Annotated in this window: 15 protein-coding genes; 6 read left to right on the top strand and 9 right to left on the bottom strand. The window is 71.8% G+C overall.

The features are described 5' to 3' along the window. Positions 1–49: 49 nt before the first annotated feature. The 3 genes from JOD51_RS12810 to phoH2 all read left to right on the top strand — a co-directional run bounded on the left by JOD51_RS12810 (position 50) and on the right by phoH2 (position 4,247). On the top strand, positions 50–835 hold the full coding sequence (locus tag JOD51_RS12810) for an isoprenyl transferase (protein WP_259557642.1): 786 nt from the start codon (positions 50–52) through the stop codon (positions 833–835). Between the two features lie 231 nt (positions 836–1,066). Beyond that, positions 1,067–2,179 (top strand): aminotransferase class V-fold PLP-dependent enzyme, encoded by a 1,113-nt coding sequence (locus JOD51_RS12805; protein ID WP_204609087.1) that lies wholly within the window; start codon positions 1,067–1,069, stop codon positions 2,177–2,179. Positions 2,180–2,858: 679 nt separating this feature from the next. Beyond that, positions 2,859–4,247 carry an RNA 5'-3' helicase PhoH2 gene (gene phoH2 / locus JOD51_RS12800; protein WP_372378115.1) on the top strand — a complete coding sequence of 463 codons (1,389 nt, stop codon included), beginning with the start codon at positions 2,859–2,861 and terminating at the stop codon, positions 4,245–4,247. A 374-nt stretch (positions 4,248–4,621) separates the two neighbouring features. Here phoH2 and JOD51_RS12795 read toward each other — a convergent pair whose 3' ends face one another. The 5 genes from JOD51_RS12795 to xseA form a co-directional block, all read right to left on the bottom strand. Continuing rightward, positions 4,622–6,034 (bottom strand): class II fumarate hydratase, encoded by a 1,413-nt coding sequence (locus tag JOD51_RS12795; RefSeq protein ID WP_204609082.1) that lies wholly within the window; start codon positions 6,032–6,034, stop codon positions 4,622–4,624. Between the two features lie 103 nt (positions 6,035–6,137). Further along, positions 6,138–6,752, bottom strand: coding sequence for a carbonic anhydrase (locus tag JOD51_RS12790; RefSeq protein WP_111075720.1), 615 nt, complete (start codon positions 6,750–6,752; stop codon positions 6,138–6,140). 94 nt (positions 6,753–6,846) lie between these two features. Next, positions 6,847–7,485: a DUF4245 domain-containing protein gene (locus tag JOD51_RS12785; RefSeq protein ID WP_204609079.1), complete on the bottom strand. Its 639-nt coding sequence runs from the start codon at positions 7,483–7,485 to the stop codon at positions 6,847–6,849. Continuing rightward, on the bottom strand, positions 7,482–7,745 hold the full coding sequence (locus JOD51_RS12780) for an exodeoxyribonuclease VII small subunit (RefSeq protein WP_204609077.1): 264 nt from the start codon (positions 7,743–7,745) through the stop codon (positions 7,482–7,484). The genes JOD51_RS12785 and JOD51_RS12780 overlap by 4 nt, the downstream gene beginning before the upstream one ends. Before the next feature lie 127 nt (positions 7,746–7,872). Beyond that, positions 7,873–9,129, bottom strand: a complete 1,257-nt coding sequence (xseA, locus tag JOD51_RS12775; protein ID WP_204609075.1) for an exodeoxyribonuclease VII large subunit — start codon at positions 9,127–9,129, stop codon at positions 7,873–7,875. A 124-nt stretch (positions 9,130–9,253) separates the two neighbouring features. Between xseA and JOD51_RS12770 the strand changes: the two genes are divergently transcribed. Beyond that, positions 9,254–10,318, top strand: coding sequence for a 4-hydroxy-3-methylbut-2-enyl diphosphate reductase (locus tag JOD51_RS12770; RefSeq protein ID WP_204609074.1), 1,065 nt, complete (start codon positions 9,254–9,256; stop codon positions 10,316–10,318). Then, positions 10,315–11,175: a DUF6264 family protein gene (locus tag JOD51_RS12765; RefSeq protein WP_204609072.1), complete on the top strand. Its 861-nt coding sequence runs from the start codon at positions 10,315–10,317 to the stop codon at positions 11,173–11,175. The genes JOD51_RS12770 and JOD51_RS12765 overlap by 4 nt, the downstream gene beginning before the upstream one ends. Here JOD51_RS12765 and JOD51_RS12760 read toward each other — a convergent pair. From JOD51_RS12760 to fbaA, 3 genes are all read right to left on the bottom strand, one after another. Beyond that, positions 11,157–11,834 (bottom strand): GNAT family N-acetyltransferase, encoded by a 678-nt coding sequence (locus tag JOD51_RS12760; RefSeq protein ID WP_204609070.1) that lies wholly within the window; start codon positions 11,832–11,834, stop codon positions 11,157–11,159. The two genes, JOD51_RS12765 and JOD51_RS12760, sit on opposite strands and share 19 nt — an antisense overlap. A gap of 27 nt (positions 11,835–11,861) precedes the next feature. Beyond that, complete coding sequence (locus JOD51_RS12755; protein ID WP_204609068.1) at positions 11,862–13,121, bottom strand: M18 family aminopeptidase; 1,260 nt, start codon at positions 13,119–13,121, stop codon at positions 11,862–11,864. A 172-nt stretch (positions 13,122–13,293) separates the two neighbouring features. Next, a complete protein-coding gene (gene fbaA, locus JOD51_RS12750; RefSeq protein ID WP_204609066.1) occupies positions 13,294–14,322 on the bottom strand; it encodes a class II fructose-bisphosphate aldolase in 1,029 nt (342 codons plus the stop codon). A 156-nt stretch (positions 14,323–14,478) separates the two neighbouring features. Here fbaA and glpX point away from each other — a divergent pair, with 156 nt between their 5' ends. Next, positions 14,479–15,468 carry a class II fructose-bisphosphatase gene (gene glpX, locus JOD51_RS12745; protein WP_204609063.1) on the top strand — a complete coding sequence of 330 codons (990 nt, stop codon included), beginning with the start codon at positions 14,479–14,481 and terminating at the stop codon, positions 15,466–15,468. A gap of 191 nt (positions 15,469–15,659) precedes the next feature. On the opposite strand, the gene JOD51_RS12740 is transcribed toward glpX, so the two are convergent. After that, positions 15,660–16,919, bottom strand: coding sequence for a DNA recombination protein RmuC (locus tag JOD51_RS12740; protein WP_204609061.1), 1,260 nt, complete (start codon positions 16,917–16,919; stop codon positions 15,660–15,662). Between the last annotated feature and the right edge of the window lie 108 nt (positions 16,920–17,027).

Below are 17,027 nucleotides of genomic sequence, written 5' to 3'. Positions count from 1 at the left end.
GCGGTGGCTGGGAGTCGACACGAGGGGTGCTTGCACTACAGTCGACGCCGTGACGGGCAGGCTGGGATGGGCGGGGCGTGGGCTCCTCTACCGCGCCTACCAGAAGCGCATCCGACGCGAGATCGACGGTGCGCAGAAGCCCCGCCACGTCGCGATGATCGTCGACGGCAACCGTCGGTGGGCTCGGCAGCTCGGCCTCGAGACCGCGGCGCACGGCCACCGGGCGGGGGCGGCGAAGATCCCCGAGTTCCTGTCCTGGTGCGACGACCTCGACATCCAGGTCGTCACGCTCTACCTGCTGTCCGCCGACAACCTGAAGGGCCGCGGCGGCGAGGAGCTCGACCAGCTCGTCGGGATCATCGCGGATCTGGCGGAGCGGCTGTCGCAGCACCGCACCTGGCGCGTCCAGCACGTGGGCTCGAACGACGGGCTGCCGCCGGAGCTGGTGGCGGCGCTCGCCGCGGCCGAAGCCCGCACCGCCGACCACACCGGGCTGCACATCAACCTCGCGGTCGGGTACGGCGGGCGCCGGGAGATCGCCGACGCCATGCGGAGCATCGTCCGCAGCCACGGTGAAGGCGGCGGGACGCTCGACACCCTGGCCGAGGTGCTGACGCCCGAGCTCATCGGCGACCACCTCTACACACAGGGGCAGCCGGACCCGGACCTGATGATCCGGACGTCGGGGGAGCAGCGGCTGTCGGACTTCCTGCTGTGGCAGAGCGCGCACAGCGAGTTCTACTTCGTCGAGGCGTTCTACCCGGACCTCCGCGAGGTCGACTTCCTCCGGGCGGTGCGCGACTTCGGGTTGCGGTCGCGGCGGTTCGGGGGCTGAGGGCCGAGCTCGGGCGCGGTGCCGGTGCCGGTGCCGGCGCTGGTGCGCCTGTCCGCCTGCGCTGGTGGTCCTGTCTGTCTGTCTGTCTGTCTGTGCTGTTGCACAGGAAGCGAGGTCCGCTCAGGGCTTGCCGGTACCCGGTACCTGCTCCCGGCGCTTCGCGGACTGCATTCGCCCCGACCTCCGGGTCCCAGTAGGCTCACAGGGTTCTGCCCACTGGAAGGTGCACCCGTGACCACGATCGACGAGTACGTCGCCGGCTTCGCCGAGGAGCCCGGTTACCTCGACCACGCTGCCTTCGGCCCCGTGCAGACCGCCGTCCTCGAGGAACAGCGCGTCCTCGGCCACATCCAGGAGCACATGCGCTTCGGGGCGATCGAGACGCTCGACGAGCAGGACGCCCGCGTCCGTGCCGTCGCCGCCCGACTCGTCCGTCGCCGGGAGGACCAGGTCGTCTCGCAGACCGCCACCACCCCCGGCCTGCTGCACACCGCCTTCGGCCTGACCGGCGGGGTGCTCGTCGCCGCGGACGAGTACCCGTCGCTGCCGCTCGCCCTCGCCAGCGCCGCCTCGGCCACCGGCGGTCGCGTGCAGCCCGTCGTGATCGAGTCCGGCGCCGGCTGGCTCACGCCCGACCGCATCCGCGAGCGACTCTCCGACGAGGTCACCGCGGTCGCGCTGTCCCTCGTCGACTGGCGGACCGGCTACCTCGCCGACCTCGCCGCCGTCCGGGACGTCATCGGCGACCGCCTGCTCATCGTCGATGCCATCCAGGGCTTCGGCGTCGTCGATGCCCCGTACGAGGTCGCCGACGTCGTCGCCACCGGTGGGCAGAAGTGGTTGCACGCCGGGTGGGGCACCGGCTTCACCGCGTTCAGCGACCGGGCCCTCGAACGCGTCAAGCCGGCGCTGTCCGGACCGCACGGCACCAGCGGCTGGCCGACCGAGGTGCCGAGCGTCCGCCCCGCAGCCGCCGCGTTCGCCATGTCGCGGGTGGACCCCGTGTCCCAGGCGCGCCTCGCCGTGTCGCTCGAGCGCCTCACCGCCGTCGGGGTCACCGCCGTGCAGGAGCGCATCGCCGACCGGATCGACCGGATCATCGACATCGCCGACGAGTTCGGGCTGCCCGTCGAGTCCAGCCGCGACCCCCGGGAGCGTGCCGGCATCGTCGTCCTCCGCCCTGCCGCCGGCCGGCTCACGGCGCTCACCGCGGCGATGCACAACCACGGCGTCACGGCGACCGCGCGCCTGGGCGAGGTGCGGGTCTCCGCGTTCGCGTCCACGACGGACGAGACGCTCGGCATGTTCCGCGACGCGTGCATCTCGTACGCCACGATGGGCTGACGCCGGCTCGTCCTGCCCGCCCGGCTCTCGCCGAGCGGTCACGACGCCCCGTGTGCGCCTCGCCGACTGGTCACGTCCTGTTGCTCTGGGGCGGCTGGACCGACGGTTCGTGACCGCTCGGCGGGCGGTGTGGGGCGTGTCGGGTCGGGCGGGAGGCGCGGGGCGGGCCCGTGCCGCGCCTCCCGGACGCCTCCGTGACTGGTCACGACGCCCCGTCTGCGTTCCGTCGAGTGGTCGCGTTGCGTCGTTCTGGGGCGGCTGGACCGACGGTTCGTGACCGCTCGGCGGGGGGTGTGGGGCGTGTCGGGGCGGGCGGGAGGGGCGTGGCGGGCTGGCACTGCGCCTCCCGACCGCGGCGCCGAGTGGTCACGACGCCCCGTCTGCGTTCCGTCGAGTGGTCACGTTCTGTCGCTCTGGGGCGGCTGGACCGACGGTTCGTGACCGCTCGGCGGGCGGGAGGGGCGTGGCGGGCCGGCAACGCGCCTCCCGGACGTTCAGCCGGACGACACACGACCGTAACCGCGGGAACAGGCGTGTCGCTGGTGCCGTCCGGCCGCGCGTCGTAGCTTGGCGACATCGGGCAACGCGCCCGGTCGGAGCGGCCACGGTCGGTGCTCCGGGACCGCTCCAGTGGCCGCGTCGAAGGACATGACCGGGTCGATCGCGGCCCGGGGATGGAGTGGTCGTGACCTCTCAGAACGTCTCTCGCGGAACGTCTTCCACCTCGCCGCAGCCCACCGCTGCGAGCAGCCGGGCCGCGGACTCGTCCACGCCGGTCGCCCAGCGCACGTACGTGCTGGACACGTCGGTGCTGCTCAGCGATCCGCGCGCACTGTTCCGGTTCGACGAGCATGCGGTGGTCCTGCCCGTCGTGGTCGTCAGCGAGCTCGAGTCGAAGCGCAACGACCCGGAGATCGGGTACTTCGCTCGGCAGGCACTGCGGATCCTCGACGAGCTGCGCATCGAACACGAACGCCTCGACTTCCCGATCGCGGTCGGCGACGGCGGCTCCCTGCGTGTCGAGCTGAACCACTCCAACCAGTCCGTCCTGCCCTCGGGGCTGCAGCTCGGCGACAACGACTCCCGGATCCTGGCCGTCGCGTCGAACCTGGCCAACGACGGGCTCGACGTGGTCGTCGTGTCGAAGGACCTGCCGCTCCGCGTGAAGGCCGCGTCGATCGGCCTCGCCGCGCAGGAGTACCGCGCCGAACTCGCCGTCGACAGCGGCTACACGGGCATCACGACCCTGCAGGTGTCCGGGGACCAGGTCGCCGACCTCTACGAGAAGGAGGAGATCCGCACCCCGGAACTCGACGGCGTCCCGGTCAACACCGGCGTCGTCATCCACTCCGAACGCGGCTCAGCGCTCGGCCGCGTGCACGCCGCCGGTGCGGTGTCGCTGGTGCGCGGCGACCGCGAGGTCTTCGGCCTCCGCGGCCGCTCCGCCGAACAGCGGCTGGCCATCGACGCGCTGCTCGACCCGGAGATCGGCATCGTCTCGCTCGGCGGCAGCGCCGGCACCGGCAAGTCCGCACTCGCCCTGTGCGCCGGACTCGAGGCCGTCCTGGAACGCCAGCAGCACAAGAAGATCATGGTGTTCCGCCCGCTCTACGCCGTCGGCGGGCAGGAGCTCGGGTTCCTGCCGGGAGATGCCTCCGAGAAGATGAACCCCTGGGCGCAGGCGGTGTTCGACACCCTCGGCGCGCTGGTCTCGGAGAACGTGCTGGACGAGATCGTCGAACGCGGCATGCTCGAGGTCCTGCCCCTCACCCACATCCGTGGACGCTCCCTGCACGACGCGTTCGTGATCGTCGACGAGGCGCAGTCCCTCGAACGGAACGTCCTGCTCACCATGCTGTCGCGCATCGGGCAGAACTCCCGGGTGGTGCTGACCCACGACGTCGCCCAGCGGGACAACCTGCGGGTCGGGCGGCACGACGGGGTCGCCTCGGTGATCGAACGGCTGAAGGGGCACCCGCTGTTCGCCCACGTGACGCTGACGCGGTCGGAGCGGTCGGCGATCGCGGCGCTCGTGACGGAGATGCTGGACTCGCCGGACCTCGCGTAGCGGGGCGGGGCGGCCGGTGCGGCCGGCCGCCCCGCCGCCGGGGGTCGGCCGGTGTCGGCCGGACTGGCATAACCGAAACCGCTCCGAACCACGGGATCCCGTGGTTCGGAGCGGTTTCGGTTGTGCGCCGCCGCCTCGCGCCGGGGCGCGGTGGGCGGGCGGATAGCGGACGGGAGGCGCGGTGCGGGCTGGTGCCGCGCCTCCCGTCCGTCGCGGTGCGGGCGAGGCGGTGCCGGGCAGGCGAGGCGCCGACAGGCAGGCGAGGCGGTGCCGGACGGGTGAGACGGTGCCGGGCGGGCGGGACGCCGCCCCGTGGGGCGGCGTCTCGAGGTGGTCGCGGCGTCTCGGGAGGACGCCGGTGTCGTGCGGACGGGTCAGTTCGGGTGCGTCATGCTCAGGACGTCGAGGGCGCTGTCGAGCTGTTCCTCGGAGACCTCGCCGCGCTCGACGAACCCGAGGGCGACCACTGCCTGTCGGACCGTGAGGCCCTCGGCGACGGCGTACTTCGCGACCTTCGCGGCCGACTCGTAGCCGATGACCCGGTTGAGCGGGGTCACGATCGACGGCGACGACTCGGCGTAGGCCCGCGCCCGCTCGAGGTCCGCCTGGAGCCCGTCGACGGTCTTGTCGGCGAGCACCCGCGAGCTGTTCGCCAGCAGGCGGATGGACTCGAGCAGCGCCGTGCCCATCACCGGGATCGCGACGTTGAGCTCGAACGACCCCGAGGCGCCGGCCCACGACACGGTGGCGTCGTTGCCGATCACCCGCGCGGCGACCATCAGCGTGGCCTCCGGGATGACCGGGTTGACCTTGCCGGGCATGATCGACGAGCCCGGCTGCAGGTCGGGGATGTGCAGCTCGCCGAGGCCCGTGTTCGGCCCGGAGCCCATCCAGCGCAGGTCGTTGTTGATCTTCGTCAGGCTGACCGCGATGACCTTGAGCGCGCCGGACGCCTCGACCAGGGCATCACGGGCACCCTGCGCCTCGAAGTGGTCGAGCGCCTCGGTGATCGGCAGCCCGGTGTCCTCGGCGAGCTGGGCGATGACCTGCTGCGGGAACCCCTTCGGCGTGTTGATGCCGGTGCCGACGGCCGTGCCTCCGAGCGGGACCTCGGCGACGCGGGGGAGCGTGGCGTTCACACGCTCGACGCCCAGGCGGATCTGGCGCGCGTAGCCGCCGAACTCCTGCCCGAGGGTCACCGGGGTGGCGTCCATCAGGTGCGTGCGTCCGGACTTCACCGCGTCTGCCCACTCGACCGCCTTGCGCTCGAGGGCCTCGGCGAGGTGCTCGAGCGACGGCACGAGTGACCGGATGAGGGCCTCGGTCACGGCGACGTGCACCGAGGTGGGGAAGACGTCGTTCGAGGACTGGGACGCGTTGACGTGGTCGTTCGGGTGGACCTCGGCGCCGGCGACTCGGGAGGCCAGGGTCGCCAGGACCTCGTTCATGTTCATGTTCGACGAGGTGCCACTGCCGGTCTGGTACACGTCGACGGGGAAGTGCTCGTGGTGCTCGCCGCCGATGACCGCGTCGGCCGCCGTGGCGATCGCCTGCGCGACGCTGTCGTCGAGGATGCCGAGCCGACCGTTCACGAGCGCCGCAGCGCGCTTGATCCGGGCGAGGGCCACGATCTGCGCCGACTCGAGGCCGGTGCCCGAGATCGGGAAGTTCTCCACGGCCCGCTGCGTCTGCGCACGGTAGAGGGCCGACGCGGGGACCCGCACCTCGCCCATCGTGTCGTGCTCGATGCGGAACTCGCCGTCAGCGGGGGTGGTGGTGTCGGTCACGTCGTCGTGGTCCTTCCTCGTGGTGCTCACACCGGGTCGCGGTCGCGGCGGTGTCGGTGGCGCTCGGGCGGCTCGTCGCTGCCGGAGCGGTCACGTCGTCGGGTCAGGCCTGTCCGACGACGGTGTCGATCGAGACCTCGCCCGTGGTGAGGTCGTAGGTCGCGCCGACCACGGCCAACCTACCGTCCGCGATCGCGTCGGAGACGGCACCCGACCGGTCGAGGATCGACTTCAGGCTGGACTCGAGGTGGGCGGCCCCGACGGACTCCTGCGCGACGTCCGGGTCGGTGGCGCGGACCCGCTCGACGCTCGGCGCGATCGCGTCGACCAGGGCCTGCAGGTGCGGGGCGGGGACCGGCTCGCCGGAGCGTGCGGCAGCGACGGCTCCGCACTTCGTGTGCCGCAGGACGACGACCAGCGGGGTGCCGAGTGCGACGACGGCGAACTCGATCGAGCCGAGCACGACGTCGTCGACGATCTGCCCGGCGTTGCGGATGGCGAAGACGTCACCGATGCCGGCGTCGAACACGTGCTCGAACGGCACGCGGGAGTCCGAGCAGCCGAGGACCGTCGCGAACGGCGCCTGGGAACCCTGCAGCTCGGAGCGGCGTTCGGGGTCGATCCGGCCGGTGCGGCGCTTGTCGGCGGCGAAGCGGGCGTTGCCCTCGACCAGGAGTCGGAGGGCGTCGGCGGGGGTGGAGGCGGCGCGGTCGGTCATCGTGTGTCGTTCCTCGGGCTGATCGGGTTCGCGGGGATGGTCGGGTCGTGCTGCTGGTGGTCGCGGTGGTGCCGGTGTTGCGTGGTGCTGCTGGCTAGCGGTCGAGTTCCTTGCCGACCGCCGTCGCCACCGTCGTGAAGGACTTCTGGTCGGCGGTGCCGGCGAGCACCACCGTGTCCTTGCCGGAGGTCGTCACGAGGGCGTACGCGTTGTTGCCGGCGGCCTTGCCCTCGTCGCGACGGTCGTACACGGTCCACTTCGTCCCGGCGATCGTGCGGGAACCGGTGGCGGACTTCTGGTCGAGCTGGTCGGCGACCCAGGTGTCGTTGGCGTCGATGCCCTGGTGCATGCCGATGTACTGCTCGTCCGGCGTCAGGAGACCGATCGTCCACACGGCGACGCCGCGAGCCGAACCGGACTGGTACTCGGCGTTGTTCGAGGTGTACGACGACGGCAGGTCCGGCACGAGCAGCTCCGCGCCGGAGACGTCGGCCTGCTGCGCGACCTGCCGGTAGTCGACCGAGCGGTCCACGGCCTGGTCGGGGCGGACCACGACGGCCACCAGGAACAGCACGATGCCGAGCGAGGCGATGAGCGCGAGGACGAGGTTGAACGCCGTCTGGTGCTCACGACGGGCCCGGCGCGCGGTGTCCTTCCGCGCCCAGGTCTCCTCGGCCGTCTCGGGGCGGCCGAGTTCGGCGACGATCGGTCGACCGGTCTCCGGATCGCTCATCGGGCGTCACCCGCGGCTGTCTGGTCCGCGCTGCCGTTCTCGGTCGCGGCGCGGGCGGCATCGAGCCGGGCACGGGCACCGACGAGCCACTCTTCACACCGGGCGGCCAGGGCTTCGCCGCGCTCCCAGAGGCCCAGGGACCGCTCGAGGGTCGCCGACCCCTGCTCGAGCTCGGAGACGACACGGACGAGTTCGTCACGCGCCGCTTCGTAGCTCAGCGAGCGGACGTCGGGCTGCTCGGACTGCTGCTCGGAAGACACGCTCCGATCCTACCGAGCCGACACCGGAGGGACCGCTGTGGCGGACGCCTGTGGAGAACACCAGAGCATGCAGCGCTGGTGGAGGACGAGGCGGGCGACCTGCCGGGGCCGGGACGGGCCTCCCGGGCTAGGAACCCGACCCATCGGGACCCGACCCATCGGGACCGGGCCCGTCCGCCTCGAGCGTGCCGACCGCGGTCCCCGTCCCGAGCGTGACGTGCACCGGCGTCGCGCCGTCGAGCTCGTCCGCCCCGCGGAGAACCGCACCACTGCTCGTCTGCACGATCGCGTACCCGCGGCGCAGGGTGTCCCGCGGCGACAGGGCGCGCAGCCGACCGGTCAGGTGCCCGACCTCGGAGTGGGAGCGTTCGATCCGCCGGTCCAGGAGTTCACGGGCGCGGGACAGGTCGCGAGCGACCTCTTCGGCGCGGGTGTCCACCAGCCAGGCGGTGGAGGCCAACGCCGGCCGCGAGCGCAGGGCCGCGATCCGGTCGGCCTCGACGGAGAGCGTGTGCGAGAGGCGCAGGCCGAGTCGCGCCCGGGCCTGCCGGACGTTGGCCAGTTCCTCGGCGACGTCCGGCACCACGCGCTTCGCGGCGTCGGTCGGGGTGGAGGCGCGGAGGTCCGCGACCTCGTCGAGGATCGGCCGGTCGGCCTCGTGCCCGATCGCGGAGACGATGGGCGTCGCCGCGGCCGAGGCGGCGCGGACCAGGCCCTCGTCGCTGAAGCCGAGCAGGTTCTGGAAGTCGCCGCCGCCGCGCGCGACGATGATGACGTCGACCTCGGGGTCCGCGTCGAGCTCCTGGATCGCCGCGGTGACCTCGGCCACCGCGCGGTCGCCCTGCACCGCGGTGTGCACGGTGCGGAACTCGACCTGCGGCCACCGGAGCTGCGCGTTCCGCTTGACGTCCTTCTCGGCGTCGGAGTCCTTGCCGGTGATCAGCCCGATGCGGTGCGGCAGGAACGGCAGGCGCTTCTTGCGGGCCGGGTCGAACAGGCCTTCCTCTGCCAGGGCGCGGCGCAGCCGTTCGAGCCGTTCGAGCAGGTCCCCGAGCCCGACGTGCTTCATCTCGACGACCTGCATGGTCAGCGAGCCGCCCTTGACCCAGTAGTTCGGCTTGACCGCCGCGACGACACGGGCGCCCTGCTTGAGGTCCGACGGCACCCGGGAGCGCACACTCGACCAGATGGAGAACGAGACGGTGGCGTCGACCTCGATGTCCTTGAGCTTGCCGTAGACGTTGCCGCCCGCGACGTTCCACTGCGTGATCTCGCCCTCGACCCAGGCGACGCCGAGCCGATCGATCCAGTCGCGGAGCTTCGCGCCGAGCAGCGCGACGGGCCACGGGTCCTCTGCCGTGGGCGGCCCCTGTTCGATCGCCATCGTGCCCCTCTCTCGTCGTGCGGACCATGCTGCCGGACACCGGTGACATCCCGGTCGGTGACGCTCCTCCACAGGCTCGTCGGTGCCCAGGCTGTGCGGGTCCTGCTCACCTATCATCGGGGACGTGACGATCACCAACGGCCACTCGGTCCCGCTCGCCCCGCCGCGGGTCCCGGCAGCGCGCGGTCGACTGCGCGACGTCCCGGTCAGCGGGCCCAAGCGTGTCCTGCTCGCAGCACCCCGCGGGTACTGCGCCGGCGTCGACCGGGCCGTGGTCGCGGTCGAGAAGGCGCTCGAGCAGTACGGCGAACCGGTCTACGTCCGCAAGCAGATCGTCCACAACGTCCACGTCGTGTCCACGCTCGAGCAGCGCGGAGCGGTCTTCGTCGACGACGTCGCCGAAGTACCGCGCGGATCGCACGTCGTCTTCAGTGCGCACGGCGTCTCCCCGGCGGTCGTCGCCGGCGCAGCGGAACGGGACCTGCACGCGATCGACGCGACCTGCCCGCTCGTCACCAAGGTGCACCGCGAAGCCACCCGGTTCGCCAAGGCCGAGCGCACCATCATCCTGATCGGGCACGCCGGCCACGAAGAGGTCGAGGGCACGATGGGCCACGCACCCGACCGCACGATCCTGGTCAACGGCCCGGCCGACGTGGCCGCGCTCGACGTCCCCGACCCGGACAACCTCGTCTGGCTGTCGCAGACCACCCTCAGCGTCGACGAGACCATGGAGACGGTGCGACTCCTGCGCGAGAAGTACCCGTCGATCGAGAACCCGCCCTCGGACGACATCTGCTACGCCACCCAGAACCGGCAGGTCGCGGTCAAGAAGGTGGCGCCGGCCGCGGACCTCGTCATCGTCGTCGGCTCCGCGAACTCGTCGAACAGCGTCCGCCTCGTCGACGTCGCCCTCGAGTACGGCGCGAAGGACGCGCACCGCGTCGACTACGCCGAGGAGATCCGGCAGGAGTGGCTCGACGGCGTCCGGACCGTCGGGGTCACGAGCGGCGCCTCGGTGCCGGAGGTCCTGGTCGCCGAGGTCCTCGGACAGCTCGCCGACGCCGGCTACGGCTCGGTCGAGGAGGTCGTCACCGCGCACGAGGACCTGATGTTCTCGCTGCCCCGCGAACTCCGCACCGACGCCGACGGCAAGTCGACGCGTCCGCTCGGCGGGCGCACCCGATGACCGCCCCCGATCCGCAGACGGACGGCTGGACCGGGGTCCCGCCGCGTGCGACGACGGCGGTGGACGGCCGGGAGGCCCGGATCACCTCCGACGGATCCGTCGACTCCGCGGGTGGTGACGCCGGTTCCGGCGCCGGTCCGTCCGGCGCTGGTCCGGCCGGCACCGGTCCTGTCGGCGCTGGTCCGTCCGGCGGTGACGGGACCGGCGTCCGGGCGACCGGTGTGGTCGGCCGTCCGGCTCCGCAGTACGGGGAGTACGCGCCCGAGGGATGGGTCAACCCCGTGCTCGCCGAACAGGAACGCCAGGAGCAGCGGGACCGGGAGCACACCGCCGCCTCGGCCGCCGCGTCCGCTGTCCGGTCGAACGGCACGGCGGAGCGCACGAACCGGACGACGGCTCGGACGAACCGGACGGCGGAGCGCACGCCGCAGGGTGAGCGTGGCGGGGCGCCGACCCCGCGCGACGGAGCGGCCGGCCGCCGACTCGGTGCTTCGCCGGTCGACGTGCTCCTGACCTTCGTGCTGCTGGCGATGGGCCTGGTCAGCGTCGTGCAGTCGCTGTCGATCGGTTCGGTTGCCTCGACCGTCCGGCAGACGCTCGAGACGAATTACACGGAACTGCAGGACCCCGGCACGCTCAACGGTGCCGCGATGATCAGCGCCGTCGGCATGCTCGTCGTGTTCGCCCTCGTGCTCTGGTGGTCGGTCGTCCGACTCCGGGCCGGCAAGCGGACGTTCTGGGTACCGCTGCTCGGTGGAGCCGTCGCGACGGTGTTCAGCTCGGTCGTGTTCGTCATCGTTGTGTTCCAGGACGACGGGTTCGTCGCGGCGATGATGCGTCAGGCCTCCGGGGGCTGACCGTCCGACGGTGACGGGGCTGCGGCCTGTTCTGCCGTCGGTGCCGCTCCGCGTTCTGCTGCCGGTGCTGCCGGGGCGGCTGTCCGGGCCGCCCACTCGTGGGCGAGCACGGACATGACGACCTCGTCGTGGAAGCGGCCTTCGTGGAACGTCGCCGCTCGACGGACACCCTCCTCCTGGTACCCCACCGTCCGGTACACGGCACGTGCTCGGTCGTTGAACGCGTGCACCCGGATCTCGATGCGGTTCAGGCCCATCTCGCGGAAGCCGTAGTCCGTGAGCACCCGGACCGCGTCGGTGCCGTAGCCACGGCCGACGTGCTCCGCGCCGATCATCACCGCGAGGGTCGCGGCACGAACCGGAAGCGCACCACCGAACAGGGTGACGTGCCCGACGAGCACGTCCGACTCGCGGTCCACGACGCTGAAGCCGACGTCACCGCCGCGCTCGCTGCTGCTCCACGACCGGAAGAGTTCCGTCACCGGCGCCTCGGGCCGCGGGCGGACGACCATCTGCTGCAGTACCGACCACTCCGGGTCCCGCCACCACCGCACCAGGTCGGCCAGGTCGGGGTCCTCGAGCGCACGGAACCGGACCCGCTCGCCCTGCAGCAGGGTCGAACCGTACCGTCGGGCGTCAGCGCTCGTGCTCCACGTCATGGTCCGACCCTGGCACGCGGTCGCTGGTCAGGCCAGGAAGGCCGCGACCGCCGCGTGCAGGTCGGCCAGGTCGTCGACGTGCACGAGCTCCCGCACCGAGTGCATCGACAGCAGGCCGACGCCGATGTCGATCGTCGGGATCCCCAACCGGGTCGCCGCGATCGGGCCGATGGTCGAGCCGCCGGGGATCGTGTTCACGTTGACGAACGGCTGGTGGTCGACACCGGCCGCTCCACACGCGGCAGCGAACACCGCGGTGCCCTTCGCCTCGGTCATGTACCGCTGGTTCGCGCTGATCTTCAGCAGGGGGCCGCCGCCCGGCCGGGGGCGGTTCGTCGGGTCGTGCTTCTCGGAGTAGTTCGGGTGCACCAGGTGTCCGGCGTCACTGGAGAGCAGCCACGAGGAACGGAAGGCGCGGGCCGAGTCGGAGCGGCTGGCGCCGAGGCCCTCCTGCACGCGGGCCAGGACGTCCTCGAGGAACGGCCCACCCGCACCCGACGGCGAGGACGACCCGATCTCCTCGTGGTCGAACGCCGCGAAGACCGGGATGTGGTCGCCGTCGCCCGGAGCCTCGAGCAGCCCGCGGAGACCGGCGTGCACGCTCGTCAGGTTGTCCATCCGGCCCGAGGCCAGGAACGCCCGGTCGATGCCGATCCGCGACGGCGCCTGGGCGTCGGCGAAGAAGAGGTCCCACGAGACCGCGCTCTCACCGAGCCGGGAGTGCAGCCACGCCATCGCGTCGCTGCCGCCCGTGCTGCCGTCGGTCCCGACGATCGGCAGGGTGTGCCGCTGCTTGTCGAGGGCGGGACCGTCGTTGGCGCCGCGGTCGAGGTGGATCGCCAGGTTCGGGATCCGGGCGACGGCGTCGACGGTGTCGAACAGCGAGGTGGTGCCGTCGCGGTGGACGACCCGGCCGGCGATGCGGAGGTCGCGGTCGAACCAGGTCGACAGGACCGGGCCGCCGTAGACCTCGACGTTGAGCTGCTCCCAGCCGCCGACCCGGACGGTCGGGTTCGGCTTGATGCGGAAGCCGGGGGAGTCGGTGTGTGCGCCGAGGATGCGGAACGGCGTCGTCGCGGTCGCGCTCTCCGGCAGTCGCCAAGCGATCACCGCGCCGTCGCGGACGACGACGTAGGCGCCCGGGTCGGTCGGCCACGCCGCGGTCTCGTCCAGGTCGGTGAACCCCGCGGCCACCAGGCGGTCACGGGCGACGGACGCCGCATGGAACGCGGTGGGGGACTCCGTGACGAAGTGGGCGAACTCGCTGGCGATGGCGTCGACGGTCATCCGACCATCGTGGCACGTCGTCCGGAGCCGGCGTGCAGTGGGCGTGCGGCGGACGCAGACGGGGGCGCGTCCGCCGGACGCGCCCCCGGGCCTCCCGGCCGGTCTGAGCTCGGTACTCGACTCAGCTCTGTACTGGACTCAGCTTGGTACTCGTCTCAGCTCGGTACTCGTCTCAGCTCTGGGACTGCCCCGCGGAACCGAGGACCTTCGTGGCCTCGACGACACGGGCGGCCATCGCGGACTCGGCGACCTTGCCCCAGGCACGCGGGTCGTACTGCTTCTTGTTGCCGACCTCGCCGTCGAGCTTGAGGACGCCTTCGTAGTTCGAGAACATCGACCCGGCGATCGAGCGCGTGAACGCGTACTGCGTGTCCGTGTCGATGTTCATCTTGATGACACCGTTGCGGACGGCCTCGTGGATCTCGTCGTCGGTCGAGCCCGAGCCACCGTGGAAGACGAGGTCGAGCGGGTTCTGACCGGTGCCGTGCTTCTGCGCGATGGCGTCCTGGATCTCGCCCAGGAGCTCGGGGCGGAGCTTGACGTTGCCCGGCTTGTAGACGCCGTGCACGTTGCCGAACGTCAGCGCAGCGATCCAGCGGCCCTGGTCACCCATGCCGAGTGCCTCGACGACACGCTCGACGTCGTTCGCCGTCGTGTAGAGGGCGTCGTTCGTGCCCTCGTGCTGCACGCCGTCCTCTTCACCGCCGACGACGCCGATCTCGACCTCGAGGATGGCGTTGATGTTGCGCGTCTTCTCGATCATCGTCTTCGCGATCTCGATGTTCTCGTCGAGCGGCACGGCCGAGCCGTCCCACATGTGCGACTGGAAGATCGGGTGGCGGCCCTGGCGGACCTCTTCCTCGCTCGCGGCGATGAGCGGCAGGACGAAGCCGTCGAGCGCGTCCTTCGGGCAGTGGTCGGTGTGCAGCGCGACCGTGATCGGGTAGTTCTTCGCCACTTCGTGCGCGAAGGCAGCCATGGCGAGTGCACCCGCAGCCCGGTTCTTCACGGTCTGTCCGGCGAAGTAGTCGGCGCCGCCGGTCGTGACCTGGATGATGCCGTCGGAGCCCGCCTCGGTCAGTCCCTGGAGGACCGCGTTGATGGTCTGCGAGGACGACACGTTGACCGCGGGGTAGGCGAACTTCCCGGCCTTCGCGCGGTCGATCATCTCGGCGTACTGTTCCGGCGTTGCGATGGGCACTGGGATCTCCTTCGACTTCTTCGGTGATGTCCAGTTCGATGCTAGTCAGGGCCGGTCGGTGCGCGTTCGGTGTCAGGGGTGCCTGTGGACGGATCGCGCTCTGCACATCCGTCCGCCGGGGAAGCCGGACGGTCGGCGCTCGGTACGCTGGGGGGTGTGACTCCCACGACTGAGACCGGCTCCCTGTTCCTCCAGCCCGACCGCAACCTCGCGCTCGAGCTCGTCCGCGCGACGGAGGCTGCTGCGATCCGGGCCCAGCCGTGGGTCGGCCGAGGTGAGAAGAACCTCGCCGACGGCGCCGCGGTGGACGCGATGCGCAAGTTCCTCGGCACCGTGAACTTCGACGGCGTGGTCGTCATCGGCGAGGGCGAGAAGGACAACGCCCCGATGCTCTACAACGGCGAGCACGTCGGCAACGGCCACGGCCCGGCCTGCGACATCGCGGTCGACCCGATCGACGGCACCTCGCTGACCGCCGCCGGCCGCCAGAACGCCATCTCGGTGATGGCCGTCTCCGACCGCGGTTCGATGTACGACCCGTCCGCCGTGTTCTACATGGACAAGATCGCCGCCGGTCCTGAGGGCCGCGGGGTCCTGGACCTCGAGAAGCCCATCGGCGACAACATCCGCGCGCTGGCCGAGGCGAAGGGCAAGGACCTCGAGGACATGGTCGTCGCCGTGCTCGACCGTCCGCGCCACGACGAACTCATCCGCGCCATCCGCGCGACGGGTGCCGGTACCCGACTGCTCCTCGACGGTGACGTCGCCGGTGGCATCGCGGCGGCCCTGCCCGGCTCGGCGATCGACATGTGCGTCGGCGTCGGCGGCACCCCGGAAGGCATCATCACGGCCTGCGCGATCAAGGCACTCGGCGGTGTGCTGCTCGGCAAGCTCCAGCCGAAGGACGACGAGGAGCGCCAGAAGGCGATCGACGCCGGCCACGACCTGGACAAGGTCCTCGACCAGGACGACCTGGTCACCGGTGACAACACGTTCTTCGTCGCGACCGGTGTCACCGACGGCGTGCTCGTCGACGGTGTCCGCCGTTCGCGTGGCGTCATCCACACCGACTCGCTCGTGCTGCGGTCGCGCTCGAACACCATCCGCCGCATCCAGGCCGACCACCGCGCCGAGAAGTGGTTCTGATCCGCTGAGCAGATCCCGCGGCGCCGATCGACGTCGCACGACAGGAACCCGCCCGAACCACGGCATCCCGTGGTTCGGGCGGGTTTCTGTTCTGCGACGCAGGCCGAGGCCGGCCGGGGCAGCCGGGGCCGGCCGGGGCAGCCCGGGGCAGCCGGGGCCGGCCGGTGGCGGGAAGCGCGAGCGGCCCGCGCTCAGTCCTCGGTCGCGCTGACGAGCTCCGGCGCCGTCAACAGCCGCGGCTCGTCCTCGATGCTCGCCGGGTCCGCGATCACCTTCGACTCGTCGAGCAGTGACAGCCGCCGGGCACTCGGCAGCACCTGCCGCTCGAGCGACCCCACGAAACGGTTGTAGTCGACGACACTGCCCCGGATGGATCGGCCGAGCTTGTCCACGTGGGTTGCCATCGTCGCGAGCCGTCCGTGCAGTTCGCGGGAGATCGTGAAGAGCTCACGCGCCTCTTGTGTGACGACGTCCTGCTGCCACGAGAACGCGACGGTCTTCAGCACCGACCAGAGCGTGACGGGGGAGGCCAGCGCAACACGCTTCCGGAAGGCGTGGTCGAGCAGCCCCGGGTCGGCGGCCAGGGCGCTGGCGATCAGTGACTCCGACGGGATGAACGCGACGGTGAGCTCCGGCGAGGCGTCGTAGCCCGACCAGTACTCCCGCGCGGCGAGGGCGTCGACGTGGGCACGGAGCGCCTTGACGTGCTGCGCGATGAGCTGTTCACGACGTGCGGCTTCGGCCCCGGTCGCACTCGCCGGGATCTCGGAGGCCTGCAGGTAGGCGGCGAACGGCACCTTCGCGTCGACGGCGATCGACTTGCCGCCGGGCAGGTGCACGATCATGTCCGGACGGGCAGCGCCGGCCGAGGTCGTCACGGCCGACTGCACGTCGAAGTCGACGCGTTCGAGCAGCCCCGCCGCCTCGACCACGTTGCGCAGCTGCGTCTCGCCCCAGACCCCGCGCGTGCTGTTCGACGACAGGGCACCGGCGAGTGTCTCGGCGGTGGCGCGGAGGCGTTCCTCGGACTCGGCGGCGGACCGGAGCTGGGCGGAGATCGCGCCGTACTGCTCGCTGCGGGAGCGTTCGAGTTCCGCGATCTTCTCGCGCATCACCTGCAGGGTGTCGGCGACCGGGCTCAGGGCTGTCAGGACCTTGGACTCGTCCTGTGCCCGGGCGGACTCCGCACCGTGGAGTCGCTGCACCAGGTGCTCGAGCTCGGCTGCGCGGCGCTCGAGGGACTCCACCTGCCGCCGGTACTGCGTGTCCTGAGCGTCGAGCCGGTCGTCGGCGTCGTGGCGGGACTCCTCGAGCTGGGAGCGCAGCGCCTCGGCGGTGGCGCGGGCGACCGCGGCGTCGACACCGGCGCGGGACTTCGCGAGCGTCCACGCGACGAGTGCGCCGACGAGGGCGCCGAGCACGAGGCCGATGACCAGGGCGAGGATCTGCATGACGCGACCCTGGCAGGACCCACCGACACCGCGCCTCCCGTCCGTGTGCCCGCGACCGGCGGGGACAGATCGCCGGGCCGGGCGGGGACGGACCACCGCGCCGAGCGG

Origin of the sequence: Curtobacterium herbarum (assembly GCF_016907335.1) — a bacterium.
GTDB classification, from domain to species: Bacteria; Actinomycetota; Actinomycetes; order Actinomycetales; family Microbacteriaceae; genus Curtobacterium; species Curtobacterium herbarum.
The sequence above is the reverse complement of the archived record's forward strand: the minus strand, read 5'-3'. Positions and strand labels throughout refer to the sequence as shown.